This window comes from Sorangium sp. So ce367, assembly GCF_051520455.1.
Taxonomy (GTDB): domain Bacteria; phylum Myxococcota_A; class Polyangia; order Polyangiales; family Polyangiaceae; genus Sorangium; species Sorangium cellulosum_B.
In genome coordinates this window covers 3446680-3463776 of record NZ_CP150334.1, presented here as the reverse complement: position 1 = coordinate 3463776, position 17097 = coordinate 3446680, and the positions used below count along the sequence as shown (strand labels likewise).

Annotated in this window: 13 protein-coding genes; 5 read left to right on the top strand and 8 right to left on the bottom strand. The window is 71.6% G+C overall.

The genetic code is table 11. From position 1 onward, the window contains the following. Positions 1–256: 256 nt before the first annotated feature. On the top strand, positions 257–1531 hold the full coding sequence (locus WME97_RS13405; RefSeq protein ID WP_437552290.1) for a (2Fe-2S)-binding protein: 1275 nt from the start codon (positions 257–259) through the stop codon (positions 1529–1531). Between the two features lie 40 nt (positions 1532–1571). Here the strand turns inward: WME97_RS13405 and WME97_RS13400 are convergent, their stop codons facing one another. The 3 genes from WME97_RS13400 to WME97_RS13390 form a co-directional block, all read right to left on the bottom strand. Beyond that, the gene (locus WME97_RS13400) at positions 1572–2303 is read right to left on the bottom strand and encodes a heme exporter protein CcmB (protein WP_437552289.1); all 732 of its coding nucleotides are present in this window, start codon (positions 2301–2303) and stop codon (positions 1572–1574) included. After that, positions 2300–4243 (bottom strand): biosynthetic arginine decarboxylase, encoded by a 1944-nt coding sequence (gene speA / locus WME97_RS13395; protein WP_437552288.1) that lies wholly within the window; start codon positions 4241–4243, stop codon positions 2300–2302. The genes WME97_RS13400 and speA overlap by 4 nt, the downstream gene beginning before the upstream one ends. Before the next feature lie 229 nt (positions 4244–4472). Next, on the bottom strand, positions 4473–4841 hold the full coding sequence (locus WME97_RS13390) for a hypothetical protein (RefSeq protein ID WP_437552287.1): 369 nt from the start codon (positions 4839–4841) through the stop codon (positions 4473–4475). A gap of 207 nt (positions 4842–5048) precedes the next feature. Here WME97_RS13390 and WME97_RS13385 point away from each other — a divergent pair, with 207 nt between their 5' ends. Then, complete coding sequence (locus WME97_RS13385; protein ID WP_437552286.1) at positions 5049–6062, top strand: CPBP family glutamic-type intramembrane protease; 1014 nt, start codon at positions 5049–5051, stop codon at positions 6060–6062. Between the two features lie 82 nt (positions 6063–6144). On the opposite strand, the gene WME97_RS13380 is transcribed toward WME97_RS13385, so the two are convergent. Then, positions 6145–6630 carry a hypothetical protein gene (locus WME97_RS13380; RefSeq protein ID WP_437552285.1) on the bottom strand — a complete coding sequence of 162 codons (486 nt, stop codon included), beginning with the start codon at positions 6628–6630 and terminating at the stop codon, positions 6145–6147. A 213-nt stretch (positions 6631–6843) separates the two neighbouring features. On the opposite strand from WME97_RS13380, the gene WME97_RS13375 reads away from it, so the two are divergent. After that, positions 6844–7548 carry a transglycosylase SLT domain-containing protein gene (locus WME97_RS13375; RefSeq protein ID WP_437552284.1) on the top strand — a complete coding sequence of 235 codons (705 nt, stop codon included), beginning with the start codon at positions 6844–6846 and terminating at the stop codon, positions 7546–7548. A 251-nt stretch (positions 7549–7799) separates the two neighbouring features. Continuing rightward, a complete protein-coding gene (locus WME97_RS13370) occupies positions 7800–9185 on the top strand; it encodes a KamA family radical SAM protein (protein WP_437552283.1) in 1386 nt (461 codons plus the stop codon). A 54-nt stretch (positions 9186–9239) separates the two neighbouring features. On the opposite strand, the gene WME97_RS13365 is transcribed toward WME97_RS13370, so the two are convergent. From WME97_RS13365 to WME97_RS13350, 4 genes are all read right to left on the bottom strand, one after another. Next, complete coding sequence (locus tag WME97_RS13365) at positions 9240–10688, bottom strand: WYL domain-containing protein (protein WP_437552282.1); 1449 nt, start codon at positions 10686–10688, stop codon at positions 9240–9242. A 244-nt stretch (positions 10689–10932) separates the two neighbouring features. Continuing rightward, complete coding sequence (locus WME97_RS13360) at positions 10933–11568, bottom strand: hypothetical protein (protein WP_437552281.1); 636 nt, start codon at positions 11566–11568, stop codon at positions 10933–10935. Positions 11569–11711: 143 nt separating this feature from the next. Further along, positions 11712–13772, bottom strand: coding sequence for a MopE-related protein (locus WME97_RS13355; RefSeq protein ID WP_437552280.1), 2061 nt, complete (start codon positions 13770–13772; stop codon positions 11712–11714). A gap of 85 nt (positions 13773–13857) precedes the next feature. Further along, positions 13858–15534 (bottom strand): hypothetical protein, encoded by a 1677-nt coding sequence (locus WME97_RS13350; RefSeq protein ID WP_437552279.1) that lies wholly within the window; start codon positions 15532–15534, stop codon positions 13858–13860. A gap of 210 nt (positions 15535–15744) precedes the next feature. Here WME97_RS13350 and WME97_RS13345 point away from each other — a divergent pair, with 210 nt between their 5' ends. After that, complete coding sequence (locus WME97_RS13345) at positions 15745–17091, top strand: porin (protein ID WP_437552278.1); 1347 nt, start codon at positions 15745–15747, stop codon at positions 17089–17091. Positions 17092–17097 lie beyond the last annotated feature (6 nt).

Here is a 17097-nt window from a genome sequence, read left to right as displayed (position 1 = left end):
GCGAAGGTGAGGACACCTTCTCCACTCCGCCCGCTCCGCGCGCTTCCCGCGCCTCGGCTCCCTCCCATTGCGTCCCATTGCCTCCCATGATTTCCGCGCCTCCCGCGCCTCCCGTGATTGCGCGCCTCCGCGCGTCGGGCTCCTGCCGCCGGCGATCGTCTGTCTTTCCCTGCTCCGGCCTCTCTCCGTCTCTCTCCTCCTGCTTGCTCCCGCGCCCTCCTCTGCCGGCGCGGCGCGCGTCTGCTAGCGTCCGCCCATGTTTCGGCGAGCTCGCGCGCTCCAGCATCCGGTCACCATCACCCTCGACGGGGCGGACGTCCCGGCGGAGCGGGGCGAGCCCCTGGCCGTGGCGCTGATCGCCTCCGGGCGCGTGACGCTCGCGCGGAGCCCGAAGCTGCACCGTCCCAGGGCGCCGACCTGCCTGCGCGGAGGCTGTGACGGCTGCCTCGCCCGGGTCGATGGCGTGCCCAACGTGATGACCTGCCTGCGACCGGCGGCCGGTGGAGAGCGCATCGAGGTGCAGAACGTCGTGGGCTCGCGGCAGGCCGACCTGCTCCAGGTGACCGACTGGTTCTTCCCGCAGGGGATCGACCACCACCACCTGATGGCCGGCATCCCCGGCCTGTCCGGGGTCATGCAGTCGATCGCGCGCAAGCTGGCGGGGCTCGGGCAGCTGCCGAGCGCGGCGCTCCCCCCCGAGCGCGCCGCGCGGCTCGACGTGGACGCAGCCGTGATCGGCGCCGGGCCCGCGGGCGTGGCGGCCGCGTCGGCGCTCTCGGCGCGCGGCCTCCGCGTGGCGCTGGTCGACGACGGGCTCACCCCCGGCGGATCGCTCGCCGGCGCGCCGCGCCGCGCGGCGGAGCTCCTCGCGCGATACCCGCTCGACGGCGTCCGCGTGCTCCGCCGCCACGTGGCCGCCGGCGTCTACCTCGGCGAGCTCCTGGTCGCCGGCGACGCGGGCGCGACCGTGATCAGGGCGCCCGCCAAGGTCTTCGCCACCGGGGCGCACGACGGCGTCGCGGCGTTCCCGAACAACGATCTGCCCGGGGTCTTCTCGGCGCGCGCGTTCTGCCGGCTCCTCGCGTGCGGCGTCGAGCCGACCGGCCCCGTCGCGCTCGCGGGCGACGGCCTCTGGGCCGACGAGCTCGCGAGCGCCCTCGGCGACCGCATCGCGGTCCGGATCCCGCTCGCCGCGCTCGCCGCGGTGAACGGGATCTCGCAGGTGAAGAGCGTGACGGTGCGCGACGCGCCGTTCGCCCCCGACAGCCCGACGAGCGACGTCCGGGTCGTGGCCGTCGCGGTGGACGCGCCGGCAGCGCCCGCGTTCGAGGTCGCCGCGCAGGCGGGCGCGCGCGTCGAGATCGACCCGCGCGCGGGGTACGCGGTGCAGGTCGACGCGCGCTGCAAGGCGGGCGACGGCCTGTGGGCGATCGGCGAGTGCACCGGCGCCTCGCTCGATCTCGCCGGCATCGAGCGGGCGGCGACGATCCTCGCCGACGACGTGCTCGCGGCGCGCGGCGCGCCGGCGTGAGCCCGCGGGCGCGCGCGTCGAGATCGACCCGCGCGGCGGCTCAGCCCTCGATGATCAGATCGAAGAGGCCGAGCCCGCCCGCGAGGAACACGACGTCGAACACGCCCATGAGCGCGATGTAGTCGGTGAGCTCGCCGATCGACGCGCCGCCGAAGAGCTCCCGCGTCCCCGCGACCGCGGCGAGCAAGGTGGGCGCGAGCAGCGGGAAGAGCACGCTCGCGAGCACGAGGTCGCGGGCGCGGGTGCGCACGGTCATGGCCCCGAAGAGGGTGCCGCTCGCGGCGATGCCCGGCGTCGCCGCGAGGCAGAAGAGCGCGAGCCCCGGGCCCGTCTTCACGAGATCCACCGCGAAGAGGAGCGCCGCGACCGGGATGATGATCACCTCGACCGCGATCACGAACGCGCAGAGCCCGAGCGCCTTGCCGGCGAAGAGCGCGCTCCTCGCGATGGGCAGCACGAGCAGGCCCGAGAGCGCGCCGTCCTCGCGCTCCCGCTGCCACGTGCGGCTCAGCGCGAGCACCGACGCGAACGCCACGCTCACCCAGATGACCCCGGGCGCGACCCGCTCGGCCGCGTCCTGGCCCGCGTAGAACGCGAGCGACGCGATCACGGCGACGAGCACCGCGAAGAACCCGCTCGTGGTGACGATCTCGCCCGTGGCGAGCTCGATCGCGAGGTCCTTCCGCGCGACGAGCGCCGCCTGGCGCGCCCAGCCGGGCCGGCGCCGGGGGAGCGACGCGCGGACCGTGGGCGCCGTGCTCTCCGAGATCACGGCGTGGAGGTGAGGCTCAGGTACGTCTGGTCCTTGAGCCCCCGCTCGTAATCGGCGAGGAGCCGCATGCCCTCCGTCGGCTTGAGGAGGTCCTGCTTGATCGCGCCGTCCACCTGGGCCTTCACCTTCCCCACGAGATCGCGGTTGTCGTACTGGGTCAGCGCCAGCACCTCGTGGATCTTGTTCCCGGCGATCGTCTCCTCGATGTAGTACCCGCTCTCCTCGTCCTCATCGAGGAAGACGTGCACCTCGTTGACCCGGCCGAAGAGGTTGTGGATGTCCCCCATGATGTCCTGGTACGCGCCGGTCAGGAAGATGCCGACGTAGTACGGCTGGTCGCCCGAGATCGGGTGCAGCGGGAGCGTGTCCTTCACGTCGTTCAGATCGATGAACTTGCTCACCTTGCCGTCGGAGTCGCAGGTGATGTCGACGAGCGTGCTGTCGGCCGCGGGGCGCTCGTTCAGCCGGTGGATCGGCACGATCGGGAAGAGCGCGCCGAGCGCCCAATGATCGAGCAGCGACTGGAACACCGAGAAGTTGCAGATGTACTGGTCGGCGAGCTGCTTGCGGAGCTCGCCGAGATCGTCCGGCACCTCCTCCGGCTCGAGCGACGACGCGATCTTCTGCATGCCCTCGGCGATCTCCCAGAAGAGGATCTCGACCCGGGCCTTCACGTCGAGGTTGAGGAGGCCGAGCTCGAACATCTTCTGCGCCTCCTCCTTGATCTGGAGGAGGTCGTGCCACGACTCGCCGAGGTTCGGCCCGGAGATGTTGTCCTTGATGTAGAGGAGGTTCTGGATGAGCTTGTGCTCCTCGGTCTGGATGTCGATCGGCGACATCGGCGTCTTCTCGATCGAGCCGAACGCCTGGACGACCAGCACCGAGTGGTGCGCGACGATCGCTCGCCCGGACTCGGAGACGATGTTGGGGTGAGGCACCCGCTCCTCGTCGCAGATGTCGGCGATGTTGTGCACGATGTCGCGCGCGTACTCCTCGACCGAGTAGTTCATCGAGGAGTGGAAGGTCGAGCGCGAGCCGTCGTAGTCGATGGCGAGCCCGCCGCCGACGTCGATGTACTCGATGCGCTGCCCCATCTTGCGGAGCTTCGCGTAGTAGCGCGTCGCCTCGCGCACGGCGCGCTTGATGATCAGGATGTCCGGCACCTGCGAGCCGATATGGAAGTGGAGGAGCTTGAACGAGGAGCTCATGCCCGCCTCGTCCATGATCCTGATCGCCGCGAGGATCTCGGCGGTGGAGAGCCCGAACTTCGCGTTCTCTCCGCCCGACGTCTTCCACTTGCCCGCGCCCTCGGTGAGCAGCCGCACCCGGAGCCCGATCATCGGCTCGACGTTCATCTCCTTGGCGACGCGGGTGATCATCCGCACCTCGGAGAGCTTCTCCGCGATGAGGATCACCTTCTTGCCGAGCTTGCGCCCGATCAGCGCCGTGCGGATGAAGTTGTCGTCCTTGTAGCCGTTGCAGACGATCAGCGACTCGGGGTCGGTATGGACCGACAGGCCGGCGAACACCTCGGGCTTGGAGCCGACCTCGACGCCGTAGTGGTAGGTCTTTCCCGCGTCGAGGATCTCCTCCACGACCTCCCGGAGCTGGTTGACCTTGATCGGGAACACGCCGCGGTAGGTCCCGCGGAACTTGCTCTCGGCGATCGCCCTGTTGAAGGCCTCGTTGAGCGCCCGCACCCGGTGATGGAGGAGATCCTGGAAGCGGATGAGCAGCGGCGTGCGGAGCCCTTGCTCGAGCGCCGCGTCGACGACGTCGCGGATCGCGATCTTGCTGCCGCGCTCCTGGAGCGGCGCGACCGTGAGGTTGCCGTCCGGGCTCACGTCGAAGTAGCCACGACCCCAGCGGTCGATCATGTAGAGCGACTTGGCGTCTTCGGTCGTCCAGACGTCGGTCTCGGTCTCGTGCGCGCTGCTCACGGTCGTTCTCCTTGGCGGGGGCCGCGGCCGGCGGCGCCCACACCTTCTCTGGGAGTGCCCCCACGAGGGGGCTTCTGGCTCATCAGGGGGACGTCAGATCGTCGGTCCGACGCAGGACGGCTGGACGCCGCGCGCTGGCGACGCGGCTCATTACGATAGGAACGCCTGACCTTCAAGGGCAGGCAGCCCGGTCACAACCGGCGGGAGGGGGGCTCCGAGCAGCGCGCGCTCAGGCCTGGGCCTTCGAGGCCGCCTTCGCCCGCTTCGAGGCCGACTGGTAAAGGTCGTAGAGGCGCGGGACGGGGTACGCATCGAGGCGCTTCCTGTACCCCTGGTCCTTCGACCGGTTCAGGACGGTCAACGTCTCGTCGATGAGCTTCGCCCGCGTCCCGAACTTCTCCTTTACAACGCTGAACGTCGCGTGGAGGCGGAGGAGCTTGGCGTTCGAGACGTGATCCAGGCCCTTCGTGCCGCCCCGATCGGAGCTGACGCGCCCGAGCCAGAGGTCCTCGGTCGCGAACCCTTTCACGGCCTCGACGAGCTTCGCCTTGTCGCCGAAGCGCTCCTTCACGATCGCAAGCGGATTTTTGCTGGCCATTGCTGAGACTCCCACGGGCAGGCGAGGCCTGCGCCGGACATGCGCGAGATGACTCGCGCGGCTTTGAAGAGGGGCGCGATCTAGCAGAGCAGGGCGGGGCGCCGCAAGGCCGCGCTGCGGAGGGGCGGCGCCGGCGGCCTTCGAGATCCCGCGTCGCCCGAGTGTCGCCGCTGTGCTGGGCCGCAGATCGTGGTACACGGCGCGCCGATGCTCAACCTGGGGAGCTGGCTCGTGGCGCACGTCGACCGGCTCCGACCGTTGAAGCCGCTCCTCTCGGACGTCAGCTCGCACCTCGCCGCACCCTCGTCGGCCCTGGGGAGCACCGTCCTCAAGGCCCTGTTCCCGGTCGTCGCGTTCATCGCGCTCGCGCCCGTCCTCTGGCTCTTCTTCCGGCGCACCTGGCGGGAGCTCGACGTCGAGGCCCACGAGCACCAGCGGCGCACCCTCGCCGCCGGCGGCTACGACCGCCGCCCCGCGGTCCTGTTCACCATCACCGCCGTCGTGCTCATGCTGCAGCAGTACTACGGCGGCCGCGCCGTCTACGACGAGCACATCCGGCCGTGGCTGCGCGAGCTCGAGCTCGCCCAGACGCTCTCGCCGGCCGGGACGCTGCTGCCCATCTCGATCCGCCGCTACGACGAGCTCTACGGCTACGTCTGGTGGTCGTTCACCCGCGTCTTCGGCTACGTCGCCATCCCGATGGTCGCGTGGAAGGCCTGCTTCCCGAAGGACAGCCTGCTCGATATGGGGCTGCGCGTCCGGGGCCTCGCGAAGCACGCGTGGATCTACCTGCTCTGCCTCGCCGTCGTCGTCCCGGCGGTGTTCGTCGTCGCGAGCGCGCCCGACTTCGGGACCTATTACCCGTTCTACAAGCAGTCCTCCCGCTCCTGGTTCGACCTCATCGCCTGGGAGACGATGTATTTCGCCCAGTTCTTCGCGCTGGAGATCTTCTTCCGCGGCTTCTGGCTCGCCGGCCTGCGGCACACGCTGGGCTCCGGCGCGATCTTCGCGATGATCGTCCCCTACTGCATGATCCACTTCGGCAAGCCGTACCTGGAGGCGGCCGGCGCCGTGGTCGCCGGGATCGCGCTCGGCTCGCTCGCGATGCGCACGAAGAGCATCTACTCGGGCTTCCTGGTCCACGTCACGATCGCGCTGCTCATGGATCTCGTCGCGCTGTCGAACCGCGGCGCGCTGCCGCGATCGTTCTGGGGGACGTGACGTCGTCTGACGTTTCGCACATCTTCGCACGCCTTCGCGGCCAGCCGGCGGCGCGCCCGATGGCGCGCCCTCGCGCCTTGGCTCAGCCGAGCGTCCGGGTCAGCTTGCGCATGATCTCCGCCCGGCTGCGGTCACGGATCCCGCGCCGGTAGAGCGCCTCCAGCCCGCCCGCGGCCGCGCGCACCGCGTCGCGGTGCTCGCCGTCCCAGGGGAGCACCGCGAGCCTCCGCCAGAGGATCTTCTCGAGGAGCCGGGGCTTGCGCCTGGCCAGCGCGCCGCTCGCGAGCTCGATGACCCGGGCCGAGGTCGGGTCGGCGCGCATCGCGCGCACGAAGAACCCCACGGCCGCCGTGACGCGGCGGCCGCCGTGCATCGCCTGTACGCCAGCGTCGCACAGGGCCTCGGCCCGCTCGCGCGGGGTCGCGGCGCGCCGCGCGCGCTCCCTCGCGGCCTGCACCTCGGCGCTCAGCGCGTCCCGGCGCCGCCGGGCAGGGCGCATCTTGACGACGAGGAACAGGATGAAGAGGGCCGCAACCCCCGCGAGCACATGCCGCCAGCCGATGTCCATGGCGCCCGCCTTACTACAGCGCCCGGGACGTGCTCACCAGACCGAGCTTCCACGACGGGGGGGCGTCGCGCCGGATCGCCTCGCGACGACGTCCTCGGGATGACCGCGCGTGCCCGAAGCGTTGCTCTCCAATCCAGCTTCAGCTTCCTCCGATTCCACCGGCACGATTTCCGCCGATACGGTGCGGTTTGCGCGAGCGGACGATCGCAACCTATGCTGAACCGAGAGATGCCTGCCCCGCCGACCTCCGGGCCTTCCCTTCGCGTGCCCCTGCGCGCCCTCGCCGCCGCGCTCGGGCTCGCCGTCCTCGCGCTGCACCCGGGCAGCGCGCTCGCCGACATCTTCACGTACACCGACGCGGATGGAACGGTGCACTTCGCGAACCGCCCCACCGGCGACGCGCGGTTCAAGCTGTACATCAAGGGAGACGGGCGCCGCTCTTCGACGACGCGCGCGGGGGTGACGCCCGTCGCGCCGAGCGACAAATCGCTCGAGCGCTTCAGCCGCTACGACGCGTGGATCCGCCAGGCCGCCGCGCTCTATCAGATCCCCGAGGAGCTCGTCCGCGCGGTGATCAAGTGCGAGAGCGACTACGATCCACGGGCCGTCTCGCCCGTCGGCGCGCAGGGGCTGATGCAGCTGATGCCAGAGACCGCGCTCCGCATGCAGGTGCGCGACGCGTTCGACGCGCGAGAGAACATCTTCGGTGGAACGCGGTACCTGCGCATCCTGGCCAACCTCTTCAACGGAGATCTCGATCTCACCATCGCCGGCTACAACGCCGGTGAAGGGGCGGTCATGAGGCACGGCGGCATCCCGCCGTACGAAGAGACCCAGGCCTACGTGACGCGCGTCCGGACCTACTACGCGCGCTACCGCACCACCCGGGACACCACGGTCGCGTCGATCGAACCCTGACCGGCTCGCGCGCCCGCCAATCGCGCCCGCGCGCCCGCCAACAGCGAGCGCGCTCGCCAACCCCCCGCCCGCCCGCCAGAGGCGCCGCTCGGCGACAAGCGGCGCACATCGCCCCCGACGGGGTACCGCGATGCTACGCTCCCAGGAACCGCTGCCGCAGCCTCTCCCGGGCAGGCCCCGAGACGCGCAGGCGCAGGCACGCGGCCATCCCTCGACGCTCTCTTTGCTCCGCGCGAGCAAGGGTCCACGACATGACGACCACCTCGAGCCTCATCGAACTCAGCAAGCGAAGCCACGACATCGCGCCCCTCAAGCCGCCGGTGGACCCGGCGTCCCTCCATCACGCGAACCTGCTCGAGCTGCCCGATTTCCGGAGGATCCCGGCCTACGCCGACGTGACCGACGAGCAGTTCAATGACCACCGGTGGCAGGCGAAGAAGTCGATCACCCGCCCCGACAAGCTGCTCGACACGCTGCGCGGGATGGTGTCGGACGACTTCATCCGGGACGCGACCGAGGGCTTCGCGCGCGCGCCGATGAGCGTCCGGGTCTCGCCGTACATGCTCTCTCTGATCGACTGGAACGATCCGTACACCGATCCGCTCCGGACTCAGTTCATCCCGCTGGCCTCGCGCTTCCTGCCGGATCACCCGAAGCTCGGGCTCGACTCGCTGCACGAGCGCGCGGACGCGCCCGTCCCCGGGCTGACGCACCGGTACGCCGACAAGGCGCTCTTCCTGCCGCTCGACACGTGCCCCGTGTACTGCCGCTTCTGTACGCGCAGCTACGCGGTGGGCATCGACACGGAGGAGGTCGAGAAGACCCACTTCAAGGTCGACGAGGAGCGCTGGAAGCGAGCGTACGCGTACATCGCGTCGCGCCCCGAGCTGGAGGACATCGTCGTCTCCGGCGGCGACGCGTACAACCTGCGGCCGGAGCAGCTCGGCGCGATCGGCGAGACGCTCCTCAGGATGCCGAACATCCAGCGCATCCGCCTCGCCACGAAGGGCCCGGCCGTGATGCCGCAGAAGATCCTGACCGACGACGAGTGGATCGACGCGGTCACGCGCACGGTCGAGCTCGGCCGGAAGCTGCACAAGGAGGTCGTGATCCACACGCACTTCAACCACCCGAACGAGATCACGGGCGTCACCCGCGACGCGATGAACAAGCTCTTCGAGCGGGGGATCACGGTCAGGAACCAGTCGGTGCTGCAGCGCGGGGTGAACGACACGCCCGAGACGATGAAGCTGCTCGTGAAGCGCCTGGGGCACGTGCACGTGCACCCCTATTACGTCTACATCCACGACCTCGTCCGCGGCGTGGAGGACCTCCGGACCACGCTGGCGACCGGGCTCACGATCGAGAAGTACGTGCGCGGCTCGACCGCCGGGTTCAACACGCCGACGTTCGTCGTCGACGCGCCCGGCGGCGGAGGAAAGCGCGACGCGCACTCGTTCGAGCACTACGACCGCACGACCGGGATCTCGGTGTTCGAGGCGCCGAGCGTCAAGCCGGGGCAGCGGTACACGTACTTCGATCCGATCGATCAGCTCCCGCCCGAGGGGCGCGCCCGCTGGGCCGACCCGGCGGAGCACCAGAAGATGATCGACGAGGCGCTCCAGGCCTCGCGCTGACGCGGGCCAGCTCCGCGGGTCAGGGATCCCACCCGGGAACGCTGGACTGCGGAGCTAGGCCTCGGCCGGCGACGGCGGCTCCGCGTAGCGAGCGAGCGCGCCGGCGAGCTCGCGCTTCACCCGGTCCACGAGGTCGGGCGGCTCGACGACGCGCGCCGTCTCGCCGAAGCCGAGGACCCACGTCGCGAGCTCCGTCATGTCGCCGATGAGCATCGTGAGCCGCACGCCGCCGCCGGACAGCGGCGTGATCTCCTGAGACGGATGCACCTTGCGCGTCCGCACGAACTCGGTGACGCGCTCGTCGAAGTCGATCACGACGCGCCGGGGCTCGCCCCCGCGCCAGATGCCGAACTGGCCCTGGAAGTAGTCGTCGATGGAGAAATCCGGGGGCAGCTCGAACCGCTCGGTGACCGCGCACTCCGTGTCGCGCATGCGATCGAGCAGGAACGTGCGCACCTCGCCTCTCCCCACGTGGAGGCCCACGCAGTAGATCGCGTCCTTGTAGAGGACGAGCGCGTACGGGTGGATGAGCACCCGCTCCTCGCGCCCGTCCCGCGAGCGGCGATAGCGGCACCGCAGGGGGCGCAGGTCGGCGACGGACTGGAACAGGTCGTCGAGCTCCTCGGTGCGCGCGGCGTAGTCCTTCGGGGCGAACGGGAGATAGAGGAAGCGCTCCTCCAGCCGCGCGTCGGCGACGCCGGCGTTCGGCCCGCGCCCGGGCCTGCGCGCGACGCCGAGGAGGCGCTGCGCGGCGAGGTCGATCTCCTCGAACAGGGTCGAGCCGCGCATCGGCTCGAACAGCCGGCGGGCGGCGAGCAGGGCGTACGCCTGCGTCCGCCGCACCTCGACGCGCCGGGGCGCCTCGCTCGGAGACAGCCGCCAGAGGCGAGGGCCCCCGGGGCGCGTGGCGACCGACACGAGATCGAGCTCGCGCTTGACCTCGACAAGGTAGCGCCGGAGCGAGCGCGGCGTGACGTTGAGCTCGCGCGCGAGATCGTAGATCGTCAGGCCAGCAGGGTGCTTCTGCAGCAGGCTGCGCAGCGAGTCGAGCCGCCGGTGCTGGGTGAACGGGCCGCGCGGCCGGCCGCGCTGCGCGCCGCCCGGCACGTCGTCATCGTCGTCGTCGTCGTCGTCCGGCGGAGGAGGCCTCTTCGAGGCGGCCGCAGGAGCACCCGCCTCCGCCCGCGGAGGGCCCGCTGGAGGGCGCACGCTCGGCGCGGACGGGGCCGCTGGAGGGCGCACGCTCGGGGCCGCCGTGCTCGACCTGACGTCGAGGGCCGCGTCCCCGGTGAGCCGCGGCGCCGCGCCCGCGCGCGGCTTCGGGGGCGGCGTCGCGCCGCTCGAGAACGGGTCGGCGGTCTGGCCGACGCGCGGGCGCGGAGCAGCCGCTGCCCCGCTCGATTTGCCGGCCCCCCGCGCGCGAGTGGACGCGGTGGCAGGCGCATGGGCACCCCCAGGGCCTGTGCGAACAGCGCGCGCCATCAGCTCAGCGCTGTATCGCATCACCCCCTCCCGTCCAAGATGTTTGTCCCGCGCCCTGCCGACCGAGCAGCGATCGCCGACCGGGCGCGCGGCGGCGGCGCTCGCCGCTCGCGGCGCTCCAGGAAGCGGCGCTCGGCGCTCGCCACGGCGCCGTGTGCCCGCGAAAATGTCGTTGGGTTACGGGAATTTCGCCGCAGCGAGCCGCGGGGACGCAGCGGCGAGCGGCGCGAGCCGGAGCGGATACGCCGCGCCGCCGGCGGGCGGCTCACCAGGGACGATCGCGCATCGTCTTCTTGTACTGCTCCTTGTAGAGGTCGTGGCACTGCTTGCAGCTCGCCTTCGCGCCGTCGACGTCGCCGGCCTTCGCCTTGGCGATGCCGGCCTTCGTGATCGCCACCCAGCTGCCCATGCCGGGCGGCGGCTTGCTGGCCACGTACTGCAGCGCCGTCGCGATCTTCGCGGCGTCGCCGCTCGAGGTCGCGGAGGCCATCGTGCTCTTCATCCAGGCCTGCATGGGGCACATCTTCTGGCCCTTCGCCCCGCACTCGAACTTCTTCTCGCCCGCCTGCGCGGCGCCGGTCGACGCTGGCCCCGCGGCCGCGGCGGCAGACGCAGCGGCCGTCGCCTTCGGCGCGGCCGTCTCCGCCGGCTCGGCGGTCGCCGCGGCCGTCTCCGCCGGCGCGGCCGACGCAGCGGCCGTCGGCTCGGCGGTCGCCGCGGCCGGCACGGCCGCCGTCGCCACCGGCGCGGCCGTCGTCGCCGCAGGAGCAGCGCTCTCGGTCGGCTTGCCCTCGGCCACCGCTCCGGGGGCCGTCGCGTCGCTCCCCTTGCTATCGCAGCCGAGCGTGGCGAAAGACAGGCTCGCGAGCAACAGCGCGAGCGGCGTGATCGTTCTCCTCATGCAGTCTCCTTGGGTGATGAACGGAAGCGCTCCTGACGAGCGCGAGGCCGAGGGATGCGTGCCGCGGTCCTCTTTGCGCCGCGCAGTGTAATCGGGTCGCCGTCCGTCCGCTGCGGTCGCGCGCCATCGTTCCGCGCGGCGCTTCACTCGCGCGTGCCGGGCGTCGAGGCAAACGTCGACCACTGGAAGTTGTCGAGGAGGGCCACGGAATCGTTCCAGGGATCGCCGGTGTCCCAAAGTACGAAGCGCAGCTCCATGATCTCACCCGGGGTGACATTGCCGTTCATGACCAGCCATCCGGTCCCGCCGCCCGCGCGCTCGCTCGATCCGCACCAGCCGGGCTCACCTTCGAACTGGGCGGGTGGCCTCGTGGCATCGAACCCCGTCCCGCGGAGCTGGGTGATGCTCGTGCAGGTCGTCGTGGTGCCGGGGGTGGCGCCGCCGCCGCACCCGGTCGGCCCGTTCACGCACTGGGTGAAGAGCCCGGTGCCGCCGAACGCGAGATTCGTGCCCAGCGGGTAAACCGGCGCCCCGGCGGGCGGCGGGTCATAGAAGGCGAGGTTCCCGTCCGCAGGGTTCGCCACCTCGCCTGGAAAGGGCTCGAACGTCGAGTCGAGGAGCGCCAGAAAGAAGTCGTTGAACCGGCTGCACACCCACTCCGGATACTCGGACGAGAGGAAGAACGTCGAGACGCTGAACGCGCTCGCGTTCGTCGGCACGCGGACGCGCAGCTTCAGCATCACGGGATCGTGGGCAGTCGCGCCGCCCTGCGGGTCAGGGCACCCGGGCGCGTTCGGGAGGTTGTCGCCGTTCGCGTCGAGCCAGTCTGCGGGCACCCTGCTCGACGTCCCCATGTCCTGGCCGCCCTGGAACGGGGCGAAGCTCGGCCTCGTGTCGTTCGGCGCCGCCTCGGCCGCGGCGACGCCGGTCGAGAGCACCGCGAGCCGCGCGCCCTGGAGCGGCGTGATGCCGGAGCCGAAGCCCTGGCGGATCGATCGCTGGGCCGCGGCCGGCGCGCTTGCGCCGTCGGCGCGGTGGAAGCTCGCGGAGAGGACCCCCCACGTGCGCTGCGAGCGCGACGGTGGGCTCGCCGTCGTGGTGACGCAGAGGTCGATCGCCTTCGCATAGTCGAGCGCGGTCGGCGAGTCGCTCGTGAGCCCGGCGTCGCAAGGCGCGGTGTTGTCTGCCACGCCGTCGCAGTCGTCGTCGATCCCGTTTCCCTCCACCTCGAACGCGCCGCGGTTCACGAGGGCCGGGGTGCCGCACCCGTCCGAAGGCGAGTCGCAGCAATCGCCATCGCAGATCGTCCACCCGTCGCCGTCCTGATCGGGTGGGTTGTCGACGGTGCCGTCGCAGTCATTGTCGACATCGTCGGCGCACACGTCGAGCGCCGGCAGCACCTGGTGGAGGCATGGCCCCCACGAGAGGCCGCTCGACCTGCAGGTGGAGACCCCGGGGGCGCAGGGAGCGACCCCCTCGGTGCCCGGCGATCCCTCGTAACACACCCGCGTGTCGCCCGGCGCGCACGAGCAGGGCCCGCGCTCTGCTTCGTCGTGCTCGCACCCGTCCGCCGGGTCGTGGTTGCAGTCGAGGAACCCGTCCTCGCAGGCGGTGAGCGCGCACGCGCCCGAGACGCAGGCGATCCCGGCGTGCGAGAGCTCCGGACAGGCGCGACCGCAGGCGCCGCAGCTCAGCGCGTCCGTCTGGAGATCCCGACAGACACCATCGCAGCACGCCGCGCCGCTCTCACACGGGTGCGCCGCCGAGCAGCCCTGAACGCACTCGCCCTCTCCGGTGCACAGCGCGCCCAGGGGACAGTCGCCGTCGACGAGGCAGGCAACACAGGCGTGCTTCGCGGGATCGCAGGTCAGCGGAGCTGCGCAGTCGGACTCGGCTTCACAGCCCGGAACGCAGCGCTTCGCCTCGGGATCGCAGTACTGACCGGGCGGGCACGCCAGAGGGCCAGGCAGACAGGCCACGCAGTCGCCCGTCTCCGGGTCGCACAGCGGGGCGCTCGGGTCCGCGGCGCAGTCGGCCGGACAGCCGGAAGCGCCCTCGCCTCCGGCGCCCCGCGGGATGTCGGGGGCTGCCGCGCCGGCGCAGGACGGCGCCACGCCGGACGCCAGCGCGAGCCCGACCACGGCGGCGAGCCCTCCGCTCCAGGCCAGCGGGCGGCGACGGACTGCGCGGGTTCTGATCGACATCGGCAAGCGGCTCCCCTCCTCGGCGCGACGCACCCGAGGGGTGGCCGACCGCGAGGATCGTAGACTACCCGGTCGGTGGCGTCGCTCAACGCGTGTGCTCGTAGAGCGTGAAGGCGCCATCGCGCTCGATCCGGCGAAACGAGGGGTGCGCCGCGGTGAACACCGGCTTATCCGGCCGCTCGTTCCGGAGGATCACGTAATCGTACGCGACGCCATGGACATCCGGCTTGAACCACTCACCGCGGTTCGACGGCGGCGCAGGGAGACGACGCTTCAGCGTGAAGGGGAAACCCACGTTGTGCCAGCCGTCCGCGCTGAAGCCCCCGTGCATGATCTGCACCCACGAGGAGAAGTGGTTCGTGCCCTCGATGATCAGCGATTCATCGGTCCGCGGAGGCAGCGTCAAGAAGAGGACCTCGGCGCCCGGCGGGATCCGCTCCACCATCCGGGCGAACGGCGCGACCCGCTCGTCGAAGCGCGCATATTTCTCCGAGAGGTGGAGCGGCAGCACGAGCGCGGCCACCACGGCGGGGGCCATCAGGAGGCGCGAGCGGCCCTGGAGCGGCGCGGTGATGGCCAGGAAGCCGAAGAAGCAGATGAACGGCGAGAAGCGCCCGCTCACGAACCACCAGTCGAAGGGGCGAGCCAGGTGCAGCGGCACGAGAAAATAGCAGATCGCCATCGCAGCGCAGAGGGCGAGAGAGCGATGGCGGTGCAGCCGGTCGAGGAGCGAGCCGACAGGCGCAGCTGGCTCGCGCGCGGGAAGGCTACTGCCAGGGAGGAAGCGCCGGGCGACGCGCGCGACGCCAGAGAGGCCCAGCAGCGACGCCACCGCGAGGAGCACCCAGAAGAGCCGGGTGTCGAGATCGCCCGATACCGAGTCGAGCGTGTACTCGGGGAACGATCGGAGCATCTCGTGCCATGGCACCCAGACGCCCTGGAACCGCGGGCCGCTCCGCAGATCGACCATGGGGCTCTTGAAGGCGACGAGCTGCCACAGGACGAGCGCGACGGCGGGCGCGAAGAGCGGCAGCGCGACGGCGATCCGCGACCACCGGGGCAGGTGGCAGAGCATCAGCACGGCGACGCAGACGTAATAGCCGAAGAGGATGAGCGGATGGCTGAGGCCGCAGCCGACGCTGAGCAGCGCGACGGCGGCCCCGCGCAAGGGGCTCGGCCGATCGAGGTAGACGTCGAGCGCGAGCACGCCGGCGAGCAGCAGCGCGACGCCGACGAGGAACGGCAGGAAGCCGCACGCCCAGGAGAGGGTGAAGGCCAGCGGGAAGGTGAGGACCGAGAGCCAGGGGCTGCGCCGCGTCCGGCGCGCCCAGCCGAGCGCCGCCGCGGGGATGGCGAGCACATAACCGGAGAGCACGACGCGATTCGCGTTCTCGAGGCCGACACCATAGGCGATCACGTGCGTCAGGATGTGATAGGCGCCGTAGGGGGCCGGACGGAGGCTGAGCTCGTAGAAGTCCCTGAAGCGCGTCCACGGCTCGTCGAAGCTGTGCCAGATATGGACGGCCGCGAGGTGGTTCGGCAGATCGAGCAGCGGCAGGAACCGCACCCGCCATATCGGCACGATGGCTGCGACGGCGAGGAGCACGAACGTCGCCACGAACGCCCTGTCGCAGGGCCAGCGATTCCCGCTCTCGACCGCGGGAGGCGCCTCCGCGCCGGGAGGTCGAGGCGGCGGGGCGGCGGACGCGCCGGCCCGGGGCGTGGGATCACTGTCGGACGGGCTCGAACCGGGCATTTCCATGAGAAGTGTGGCGCTCCCCTTCCCTCCGCTGCTGCGCGAGGAGCGAGTAGGCCGCGAGCGTTAGCACAGGGCGCCGCGCGGATTGCAGCGCCGCGTGTCTTCCTCTAGTTTCCCGGGCGCCTCGCCGGGTGGACACGGCACGAGGTGACGACCACTGGCCAGCCGGAGCGGCAGGGGCGCTCCAGGCAGCCCTCCAGGAGACCCGAATCCATGAGGCACCTCGCTCGCGTCGCAGGCGGCGCCGCAGTCCTGCTCGCCGCCGCCACGCCGCGCGCGCAGGAGCCCGAGCCCGCGGCAGAGGAGCCCGCCGCCGCGGTCGCGAGCCCCGGCGACGCGCAGACAGAAGGGGTCGGGGCGGCCGGCGAGCCGGAAGGCGCAGCGGCGCAGGCCGATCGTGCGAACGCGCAGGCGCGGGAGCTGCAGTCGCGCGACGCGCCCGCGCCCGTGTCGCCGGCGCCCGCGAGCGGCGACCGCGGCGAGCGCGGCGACCTCTTGCCGCCGGGCTTCCGGGAGCAGGTGCGGGTCGCGCTCGGGCCGCTGGAGATCGCGCCGATCGCGCTGCTCGCGCTGCAAGCCGCGCCCTACGTGGGCGACGACGCGCTGGGCCAGGCCGGCGACAGCGCCGAGCAGCCCGGCTTCCGCCTGCGCCGGGTCCGCGCCGGGCTGCGCGGCGACGTCGCCGGGCTCGTGCGGTTCGCCATCTCGACAGAGCTCGCCGGGGACGACGCGGGGACGGCGCGCATCCACGAGGCGTGGGCCGGCGTCACGGCGGCGCGCGCGCTCGAGGTGATCGCGGGCGCGCGCACGGTGCCCTTCTCTCGCTCGGCGATGACCGGCGCCGGCGATGGCGCCCTCGCCGAGCGGCCGCTCGCCGTCCGCGCGATCGCCCCGTTCACGCAGGTCGGGATCCAGGCCGAAGGGCATTTCCAGGACCGCGCCTTCAGCTGTCACGCGGGCGTCTACAACGCCTTCCAGCGCTCGGATCAGTTCTACGCAGGTCACTCCGAGAGCCTCGCTCCCCTCGGCAACCGCTTCGAGGGGATCGCCGTCGCCGGCCGGGTCGCCACCGAGCCGCGGGGCCCGCTCGGCCGTACGCTCCAGGACGTCGCCCGCTCGCCCTTCCGCCTCGGGGTCGGCGCCGACGGCTTCTTCAGCGACGGCGGCGCGCGCACGCTCTATGGCGCGAGCGCCGATGTCCTGGTGCACGCCGCGGGGCTTCACGCGCTCGGCGAGGTGCTCTGGACCGGGGCGAGCCCCAAGGCGGTGCCCACCCAGCCGATCGCGCAGATCACCTCGGTCTCGTCGCTCGCGCTCGTGTTCGAGGCAGGCTACATGCTCATCGGCCGGAAGCTCGGTGTCTCGGGTCGCATGGAGTGGATCGACCCCAACCTGGATATCGACGATGAAGGGGACAACCTCGTGCTCACCGGCGGCGCGAGCTACCACGCATACGACGATCTGGTGAAGGCGCAGATCGAGGTCACGCACCGGGAGGAGCTCGGCGGGCTGTCGCTCTCGAACGACGTGCTCCTCCTGCAACTCCAGCTCTCGCTGTAGGAGAGA